This is a genomic window from Streptomyces sp. NPDC042002, assembly GCF_055588305.1.
In genome coordinates, this window is record NZ_JBVJCT010000038.1 from 22,826 (window position 1) to 32,684 (window position 9,859).

At 69.7% G+C, this 9,859-nt stretch carries 6 protein-coding genes; 2 read left to right on the forward strand and 4 right to left on the reverse strand.

Features of this window, described 5'->3' with window-relative positions:
• The first annotated feature begins 92 nt into the window (after positions 1-92).
• Positions 93-1,322, forward strand: coding sequence for a fumarylacetoacetase (gene fahA, locus ACZ6KY_RS34840; protein WP_469314255.1), 1,230 nt, complete (start codon positions 93-95; stop codon positions 1,320-1,322).
• 334 nt (positions 1,323-1,656) lie between these two features.
• On the opposite strand, the gene recQ is transcribed toward fahA, so the two are convergent.
• A complete protein-coding gene (gene recQ, locus ACZ6KY_RS34845; protein WP_469314293.1) occupies positions 1,657-3,693 on the reverse strand; it encodes a DNA helicase RecQ in 2,037 nt (678 codons plus the stop codon).
• A 292-nt stretch (positions 3,694-3,985) separates the two neighbouring features.
• Here recQ and ACZ6KY_RS34850 point away from each other — a divergent pair, with 292 nt between their 5' ends.
• Positions 3,986-4,648: a hypothetical protein gene (locus ACZ6KY_RS34850; protein ID WP_469314256.1), complete on the forward strand. Its 663-nt coding sequence runs from the start codon at positions 3,986-3,988 to the stop codon at positions 4,646-4,648.
• A 60-nt stretch (positions 4,649-4,708) separates the two neighbouring features.
• Here ACZ6KY_RS34850 and nuoN read toward each other — a convergent pair whose 3' ends face one another.
• From nuoN to nuoL, 3 genes are read right to left on the reverse strand one after another with little or no spacing between them, the layout of a single operon-like run.
• The gene (gene nuoN / locus ACZ6KY_RS34855) at positions 4,709-6,367 is read right to left on the reverse strand and encodes an NADH-quinone oxidoreductase subunit NuoN (protein ID WP_469314257.1); all 1,659 of its coding nucleotides are present in this window, start codon (positions 6,365-6,367) and stop codon (positions 4,709-4,711) included.
• Positions 6,364-7,935: an NADH-quinone oxidoreductase subunit M gene (locus ACZ6KY_RS34860; RefSeq protein ID WP_469314258.1), complete on the reverse strand. Its 1,572-nt coding sequence runs from the start codon at positions 7,933-7,935 to the stop codon at positions 6,364-6,366. Before ACZ6KY_RS34860 ends, nuoN begins: the two co-directional genes overlap by 4 nt.
• 5 nt (positions 7,936-7,940) lie before the next feature.
• Positions 7,941-9,854 (reverse strand): NADH-quinone oxidoreductase subunit L, encoded by a 1,914-nt coding sequence (gene nuoL / locus ACZ6KY_RS34865; RefSeq protein WP_469314259.1) that lies wholly within the window; start codon positions 9,852-9,854, stop codon positions 7,941-7,943.
• Between the last annotated feature and the right edge of the window lie 5 nt (positions 9,855-9,859).

Here is a 9,859-nt window from a genome sequence, read left to right on the forward strand (position 1 = left end):
CACTCCCCCGTAACGTGTGCCCCGACCACATGAAACGCGTGGAACGCATGGATCACATGGCGAGTACGAATCCGAAAGCGAGGCACCAACCGATGCCCCCCTTCGATGTCCCCGAGGGCGATCCCTTCGGCCCGCACAACCTGCCGTACGGCGTGTTCTCCCTGGCCGACCAGGCCGGCACCCCCGAGCGGCGCGTCGGCGTACGGCTCGGGGACCACGTCCTCGACGCGGGCGCCGCGGCCCGCTCGCTCGGCTCCCCGTACGCCGGGCTGCTCGCCCAGCCGACCCTCGACCCGCTGCTCGCCGCGGGCCGCACCGCCTGGTCCGATGTCCGGCGCGCGCTGACGGCCTGGGTGACCGTCCCGGCCCACCGGGAGACTCTCGCTCCCCATTTCCACCCGCTCTCCGACGTGACGCTGCACCTCCCGTTCACCGTCGCCGACTACGTGGACTTCTACGCCTCCGAGAACCATGCCCGGAACGTCGGCCAGATCTTCCGCCCCGACGCCGCCGACTCCCTCACGCCCAACTGGAAGCACCTTCCGATCGGCTATCACGGCCGCTCCGGCACGGTCGTGGTCTCCGGCACGGATGTCGTACGCCCGTCGGGCCAGCGCAAGGCCCCTACGGACGCCGCCCCCGTCTTCGGCCCCTCGATCCGCCTGGACATCGAGGCGGAGGTCGGCTTCGTGGTCGGCACCCCCTCGGAACAGGGCCGGCCGGTGCATCTGGGCGACTACCGCGACCACGTCTTCGGCCTCTGCCTCCTCAACGACTGGTCGGCGCGCGACATCCAGGCCTGGGAGTACGTTCCCCTCGGCCCGTTCCTCGGCAAGTCGTTCGCCACGTCCGTGTCGGCGTGGATCACCCCGCTGGACGCCCTCGACGAGGCCCGCGTGGCGTCTCCCGACCGCACGCACCCCCTCCTCCCCTATCTCGACGACGCCTCCGAGGACCCGGGCGGCTACGACCTGCGGATCTCCGTCGCCATCAACGGCCACGTCGTCTCCGAGCCGCCCTTCTCCACCATGTACTGGACGGCCGCCCAGCAACTGGCCCACATGACGGTCAACGGAGCCTCCCTGCGCACCGGTGACCTCTACGGCTCCGGAACCGTCAGCGGCCCCTCCGAGGGCGAGCGCGGCTCCCTGCTCGAACTCACCTGGAACGGGCGCGACGCCCTCGAACTCCCCGACGGCAAGCGCACGTTCCTGGAGGACGGCGACGAGGTCACCCTGACGGCCTGGGCGCCAGGGCCGGGCGGAACCCGGGTGGGCCTCGGCGAGGTCCGGGGCCGCATCACGCAGGCCGTCCCCCACTAAGGGTCCCCCCGCCGGGGAAACGAGGTCCGCGTCACGGTGGCCAGGATCCTGGCCACCGTGCCCCCGGTGGAGCGGGCACAGACCGGGAAGCCCCGGGCGGACCGCCGCCCGCTGTCCAGCCGGGGCAGACCGACCGCGCGGTGTCCCACCCGGCACGGACCGGCCGGCCCCCGTCCGGTCCGAATCGACCGCGCCGTGTCCCACCCGGTCCGGACAGAGTGCCCGCCGTACCACCCGGTGCGAGTCGGCCACATGATGCCCATGCCCTGTGCGGGGCGGACGCCGGCCGCCCCGCCAGGCGCGAATCAGCCGCCCGCCGTCCCGGCCGGTGCCGCTACATCCACTCCTCGGGTTCCGGCTCCTGGTCCAGCTCGGGCCAGTCCGGGTCCGGTCCCGCGGCGGCCGCCGGAACCGCCGTGGCCGCGGGTCTTCCGGCGGCCGGCGGCGCTGCGGGTGCGCCGACGGCCGGCTGGGCCGCGGGCGTGCCGCCGCCCAGTGAGGCGAGCACCCCGATGACGCCCTCCCCGTAGGTCGCCAGCTTCTTCTCGCCCACTCCGCTGATGCCGCCCAGGTCCTTCACGGAGGTGGGCCACACCGTGGCGATCTCCCGCAGCGTGGCGTCGTGGAAGATCACGTACGCCGGGACGCCCTGCTCACGCGCCTGCTCGCCGCGCCAGGAACGCAGCGCCTCGAACGCGGGGACGAGCTCGGCGGGCAGCTCGGCAGCAGCGGCCTTGGCCTTGCGCTCGCCCTTGGGCGCCGACGACCGGGACGCGGCCGGCTTCGGCGCCTCCTTGCGCATCGGCACATCACGCTCGCGCCGCAGCACGGTCCCGCTGGCGTCGGTCAGCACCAGCGTGCCGTACTCGCCCTCGACCGCGATCAGCCCCTGGGCCAGCATCTGCCGTACGACGCCCCGCCATTCGGACTCCGCCAGCTCCTCGCCGATACCGAAGACGGACAGCTGGTCGTGGTCGAACTGGATCACCTTGGCGGTCTTGCGCCCCAGCAGGATGTCGACGATCTGGCCCGCGCCGAACTTCTGGCCCCGCTCCCGCTGGAGGCGCACCACCGTGGACAGCAGCTTCTGCGCCGCGACCGTGCCGTCCCAGGTCTCCGGGGGCGTCAGACAGGTGTCGCAGTTGCCGCAGGCCGGGGTGTTCGGGTCCTGGCCGAAGTAGGCGAGGAGCTGGGAGCGCCGGCACTGGGCCGTCTCGCACAGGGCGAGCATCGAGTCCAGATGGGCGGCGGCCCGGCGTCTGAACGCCTCGTCTCCCTCCGAGCCCTGGATCATCTTGCGCTGCTGGACCACGTCCTGAAGGCCGTACGCCATCCAGGCCGTGGACGGGAGTCCGTCACGGCCGGCGCGGCCCGTCTCCTGGTAGTAGCCCTCGACGGACTTCGGCAGGTCGAGGTGGGCGACGAACCGCACGTCCGGCTTGTCGATGCCCATGCCGAAGGCGATCGTGGCGACCACCACCAGGCCCTCCTCCCGCAGGAAACGGGACTGGTGCGTGGCTCGGGTGCCCGAGTCCAGACCCGCGTGGTACGGCACCGCCTCGATGCCGTTGCGGGAGAGGAACTCGGCCGTCTTCTCCACCGAGTTGCGCGAGAGGCAGTACACGATGCCCGCGTCGCCCGCGTGCTCCTCGCGCAGGAAGGACAGCAGCTGCTTCTTCGGGTCGGCCTTGGGAACGATCCGGTACTGGATGTTGGGGCGGTCGAAGCTCGCCTCGAAGTGGCGGGCCATGGGCATGCCCAGGCGCTGGGTGATCTCCTTGTGCGTCGCACGCGTGGCCGTGGCCGTCAGCGCGAGGCGCGGGACGTCCGGCCAGCGCTCGCCGAGCAGCGAGAGCGCCAGGTAGTCGGGACGGAAGTTGTGACCCCACTGGGCCACACAGTGCGCCTCGTCGATCGCGAAGACCGAGATCTTCCCGCGGGACAACAGGTCAAGCGTGCTGTCCAAGCGCAGCCGCTCCGGGGCCAGATAGAGCAGGTCCAGCTCTCCGGCCAGGAACTCCGCCTCGGTCACGCGCCGCTCGTCGAAGTCCTGCGTGGAGTTCATGAACCCGGCGCGCACGCCCAGCGCCCGCAGCGCGTCGACCTGGTCCTGCATGAGCGCGATGAGCGGAGAGACCACAATGCCCGTACCCGGTCTGACCAGGGAAGGAATCTGGTAGCACAGGGACTTTCCGCCACCGGTCGGCATCAGGACGACGGCGTCACCGCCCGCCACCACATGCTCGATGATCGCTTCCTGCTCGCCGCGGAAGGCGTCGTACCCGAAGACCCGGTGGAGTGTGGCCAGTGCCTCGCTCTCGCCCAGCGTCTCCGTCGCGTCCGCTTCGGTCATCACACCCGTCCCGCCCATCGTCCTGTCCCCCGTACGTCGCGCCTCGACCACTGCGTCCACGATAGGGGTCCGCACCGACAGTCCGAGAGTTGTCCACAGGCTGCGAGGGACCGGCTTCCCTACGTACCGGCGCGCGGCGCCCGTCTCACTCCCCTGCACGGCGCGCCCCACCCGGGTTCAACCCGTTGGCCCCGCTTGCATGGCGGCCCTTCGAAGCCGAGGGCCATGCTGCTCGGGCGGGAGGAGGGGGCCCGCAGCCGACGGACCCGTGCAGTCCGTACGCCTCTCTCGCGTCTCTAGGAGCCTTCGCATGTCCCAGCGTCCCCTCAGGACCGCCATCACCCTCGTGACAGCCGCCGCCGCGTCACTCGCCCTGTCCGCCGTTCCGGCCCCGGCCTCGGACGGCCCGGCCAACACGAAGGAAATCCGGGACCTGACCACGGCGTACATGGCCAGCGTCAAGTACCTCGACGAGAAGGTCGCCCTCGCCGACGGATACGTCCCCCATCAGTGCTCCTCGGATCCCGCGGGGCACGGCAGCATGGGCTACCACTACTTCAACGAGTCCCGCTACGGCTCGCTCGACCCGGCGAAGCCCGCGGCCCTCCTCTTCGAGGACGGGAAGGACGGCAAGCGCAAGCTGGCCGGGGTGGAGTGGATCGTGCTGGACTCGGACCAGAACATGAAGACCACCAAGGACCGGCCCTCGATGTTCGGCGGCCAGAAGTTCGACGGTCCGATGCCGGGTCACTACCCCGGTATGCCGATCCATTACGACCTGCACGTCTGGCTCTGGAAGCACAACCCCAGCGGGCTGTTCAACCGCTGGAACCCCACGGTGAAGTGCCCGGCCGCCCCGGCCCAGTCCAACTCGTCGGGCACAACCCACTCCGGATCGTCGGGCAAGGCCCCATCCGGCGCGGCAGGCAAGGCCCCCTCCGGATCGTCGGCCACCGCCCACTCCGCCCACTGAGAACGGCTCGGGGCCCGCTCCCCTTGGAGGGAGCGGGGCCCGAGCCGCGCAAGGCCCTGCTCAGCGCACGAAGACCCCGGCCTGGCTGGCCAGGTTCAGGAAGTACTGCGGGGCCACACCGAGCACCAGCGTGACCGCGACACCCACCGCGATGGCCGTCGTGGTCAGCGGGGACGGCACGGCGACCGTCGGTCCCTCGGGCTTCGGCTCGCTGAAGAACATCAGCACGATCACGCGGATGTAGAAGAACGCCGCGATCGCCGACGAGATCACACCGACGACGACCAGCGCGCCCGCGCCACCCTCGGCCGCCGCCTTGAACACGGCGAACTTTCCGGCGAATCCCGAGGTCAGCGGGATGCCCGCGAAGGACAGCAGGAAGACCGCGAACACCGCGGCCACCAACGGTGACCTGCGTCCGAGACCCGCCCACTTGGACAGGTGCGTGGCCTCACCGCCCGCGTCCCGTACGAGCGTGACGACGGCGAACGCGCCGATCGTCACGAACGAGTACGCGCCCAGGTAGAAGAGGACCGACGAGACGCCGTCAGGCGAGGTCGCGATGACACCCGCGAGGATGAACCCGGCGTGCGCGATCGACGAGTACGCCAGGAGCCGCTTGATGTCGGTCTGGGTGATCGCGACGATCGCGCCACCCAGCATGGTGACGATCGCCACGGCCCACATGACCGGCCGCCAGTCCCAGCGCAGCCCCGGCAGGACGACGTACAGCAGGCGCAGCAGCGCGCCGAACGCAGCCACCTTCGTCGCCGCCGCCATGAAGCCGGTGACCGGCGTCGGCGCGCCCTGGTAGACGTCCGGTGTCCACATGTGGAAGGGCACCGCACCGACCTTGAAGAGCAGGCCCATGACGATCAGGGCCATACCGATGAGCAGCAGGACGTCGTTGCCCATGGTGCCGGCGAGCGCCGGGTCGACGTTCGTGACCGTGCCGTCGACGACGTGCGCGATCGTCGCGTACGACACCGAGCCCGCGTAGCCGTACAGCAGGGCGATACCGAAGAGCGTGAACGCGGAGGCGAAGGCGCCGAGCAGGAAGTACTTGACCGCCGCCTCCTGCGACATGAGCCGCTTGCGGCGGGCCACGGCGCACAGGAGGTACAGCGGGAGGGAGAAGACCTCCAGGGCGATGAACAGGGTCAGCAGGTCGTTGGCCGAAGGGAAGACCAGCATGCCGCTGATCGCGAAGAGCAGCAGCGGGAACACCTCGGTGGTGGTGAACCCGGCCTTCACGGCGGCCTTCTCGCTGTCGCTGCCGGGCACCGACGCGGCCTGCGCGGCGAAGGAGTCGACCCGGTTCCCGTGCGCCTCGGGGTCGAGGCGCCGCTCGGCGAAGGTGAAGACACCGAGGATTCCGGCGAGCAGGATCGTGCCCTGGAGGAACAGGGACGGTCCGTCGACGGCGATAGCGCCCATCGCCGCGATGTGCGCCTTGGTGGTGCCGTATCCGTCCGCCGCGAGCGCGACGACCGCGGCGAACGCCGCGGCCAGTGCGACGACGGCGACGAACACCTGTGCGTAGTAACGCGACTTGCGCGGCACGAAGGCCTCGACCAGAACTCCGATGACCGCCGCGCCGAGAACGATCAAGGTGGGCGACAACTGCCCGTATTCGATCTTCGGTGCGTTGATCTTGGAGATCGGCTCGGCTGCGGTTGCCGCCGTTGTCCACAGGCTGTGGACGGCTGATGCGCTCACTTGGCCGCCTCCACCGCGGGCTGGGGGTCCGTCTTGTGTACATCTGACATGGTCTGCTTGACCGCCGGGTTGACGATGTCGGTGACCGGCTTCGGGTAGACGCCCAGGAAGATCAGCAGAGCGATCAGCGGGGCGACCACCAGGAGCTCGCGCACCCTGAGGTCAGGCATCTCGGCCACCTCCGCCTTGACCGGGCCCGTCATCGTCCGCTGGTAGAGGACGAGGGTGTAGAGCGCGGCGAGGACGATGCCGAAGGTGGCGACGATACCGACGGCCGGATAGCGCTCGAACGCGCCCACCAGGACCAGGAATTCACTCACGAAGGGCGCGAGGCCGGGAAGCGACAGGGTCGCGAGGCCGCCGATCAGGAAAGTGCCCGCGAGCACCGGGGCTACCTTCTGCACCCCTCCGTAGTCGGCGATCAGACGCGAGCCGCGCCGCGAGATCAGGAAGCCCGCCACGAGCATCAGGGCGGCGGTCGAGATCCCGTGGTTGACCATGTAGAGCGTCGCGCCCGACTGGCCCTGACTGGTCATCGCGAAGATGCCCAGAATGATGAACCCGAAGTGCGAGATCGACGCGTAGGCGACCAGTCGTTTGATGTCCCGCTGTCCGACCGCGAGCAGCGCCCCGTAAATGATGCTGATCAGCGCCAGGACGAGGATCACGGGTGTCGCCCACTTGCTCGCCTCCGGGAAGAGCTGGAGGCAGAAGCGGAGCATCGCGAAGGTGCCGACCTTGTCGACGACCGCCGTGATCAGCACGGCGACCGGCGCGGTGGCCTCGCCCATGGCGTTGGGCAGCCAGGTGTGCAGCGGCCACAGGGGCGCCTTCACCGCGAAGGCGAAGAAGAAGCCGAGGAACAGCCACCGCTCGGTGCTGGTCGCCATGTGCAGCGACCCGTTGGCCCGCGCCTGGACGATCTCCTGGAGCGAGAAGCTTCCGGCCACTACGTAGAGGCCGATCACGGCGGCCAGCATGATCAGGCCGCCGACCAGGTTGTAGAGGAGGAACTTCACCGCGGCGTACGAGCGTTGGGTCGCCGCCGCCTCGTCCCCGTGTTCGTGGGCACGGTCCCCGAAGCCGCCGATGAGGAAGTACATCGGGATCAGCATGGCTTCGAAGAAGATGTAGAAGAGGAAGACGTCCGTGGCCTCGAAGGAGATGATCACCATCGCCTCGACGGCCAGGATCAGGGCGAAGAAACCCTGGGTCGGACGCCAGCGCCTGCTTCCGGTCTCGTGCGGGTCGGCGTCGTGCCAGCCCGCCAGGATCACGAACGGCATCAGCAGCGCGGTGAGCGCGACGAGCGCCACCCCGATGCCGTCCACGCCCAACTGGTAGCGCACCCCGAAGTCCGGGATCCAGGCGTGGGATTCGGTGAGCTGGTAGCGGTCGCCGCCGGGGTCGAAACGCACCAGGGTGACCGCGGCGAGCGCCAGGGTGCCGAGGGACACGAGGAGCGCCAGCCATTTGGCGGCGACGCGCCGCGCGGCCGGCACGGCGGCCGTGGCGATCGCCCCGAGGGCCGGGAGCACCGCCGTCGCTGTCAGCAGAGGAAAGGACATCGGTATCAGACCGCCCTCATCAGCAGGGTCGCGGCGACGATGATCGCCGCACCGCCGAACATCGAGACCGCGTAACTGCGCGCGTAGCCGTTCTGCAGCTTGCGCAGCCGCCCGGAGAGGCCGCCCACCGAGGCCGCCGTCCCGTTGACCACTCCGTCGACCAGGGTGTGGTCGACGTACACCAGGGAGCGGGTGAGGTGCTCACCGCCGCGCACCAGCACGACATGGTTGAAGTCGTCCTGGAGCAGGTCGCGCCGGGCGGCGCGGGTGAGCAGGGAGCCGCGCGGGGCGACGACCGGAACGGGGCTGCGGCCGTACTGGAGGTAGGCGATGCCGGCGCCGACGACCAGCAGCACCATGGTCGCCAGGGTGACCGTGAGGGCACTCACGGGCGAGTCGCCCTCCGAGTGCCCGGTGACCGGCTCCAGCCAGTGCAGGAAGCGGTCGCCGATGCTGAAGTAGGCACCCGCGAAGACCGACCCGAAGGCCAGCACGATCATCGGGATCGTCATGGACCTGGGCGACTCGTGCGGGTGCGGCTCGTGGCCCTCGGCGTCGGGCTGCCAGCGCTTCTCCCCGAAGAAGGTCATGATCATCACGCGCGTCATGTAGTACGCGGTGATCGCGGCGCCCAGCAGGGCCACGCTGCCGAGGATCCAGCCCTCGGTGCCGCCCTTGGCGAAGGCCGCCTCGATGATCTTGTCCTTCGAGAAGAAGCCGGACAGGCCAGGGAAGCCGATGATCGCGAGATAGCCGAGGCCGAAGGTCACGAACGTGATCGGCATGTACTTCCTGAGGCCGCCGAACTTCCTCATGTCGACCTCGTCGTTCATGCCGTGCATGACCGAACCGGCGCCGAGGAAGAGGCCGGCCTTGAAGAAGCCGTGCGTCACCAGGTGCATGATCGCCCAGACGTAGCCGATGGGGCCGAGGCCCGCCGCCAGCACCATGTAGCCGATCTGCGACATGGTCGAGCCGGCCAGCGCCTTCTTGATGTCGTCCTTCGCGCAACCGACGATCGCACCGAACAGGAGCGTGACCCCGCCCACGACGGTGACGACGAGCTGGGCGTCGGGCGCCGCGTTGAAGACGGCGGCCGAGCGCACGATCAGGTACACACCAGCGGTCACCATGGTGGCGGCGTGGATGAGGGCCGAGACCGGGGTCGGGCCCTCCATCGCGTCCCCGAGCCAGGACTGCAGCGGCACCTGGGCGGACTTGCCGCAGGCGGCGAGCAGCAACATCAGGGCGATGGCCGTGAGCTTGCCCTGGGTGGCGTCCCCGGCCGCCCCCGGGTGTCCTTCGGAGCCGAGCAGGGGCCCGAAGGCGAAGGTCCCGAAGGTCGTGAACATCAGCATGATGCCGATGGACAGGCCCATGTCGCCCACGCGGTTGACCAGGAACGCCTTCTTGGCGGCGGTGGCCGCGCTGGGCTTGTGCTGCCAGAAGCCGATCAGCAGGTACGAGGCGAGACCGACACCCTCCCAGCCGACGTACAGCAGGAGGTAGTTGTCGGCGAGGACGAGCAGCAGCATCGCCGCGAGGAACAGGTTCAGATAGCCGAAGAAGCGGCGGCGGCGCTCGTCGTGCTCCATGTACCCGATCGAGTACAGGTGGATCAGCGAGCCGACACCGGTGATCAGCAGGACGAACGTCATCGACAGCTGGTCGAGCTGGAAGCCGACGTCCGCGCGGAAGTTTCCGACGGCGATCCAGCTGTACAGATGCTGGGTGAAGGTCCGGTCCTCAGGACCCTTCCCGAGCATGTCGGCGAAGAGCACGGCGGCGATCACGAAGGAGGCGGCCGCGAACGCGGTGCCGACCCACTGGCCGACGGCGTCGAGCCGCCGTCCGCCGCACAGCAGGACGACCGCTCCGAGCAGAGGCGCCGCTACCAGCAGCGCAATCAGGTTCTCCACGATTC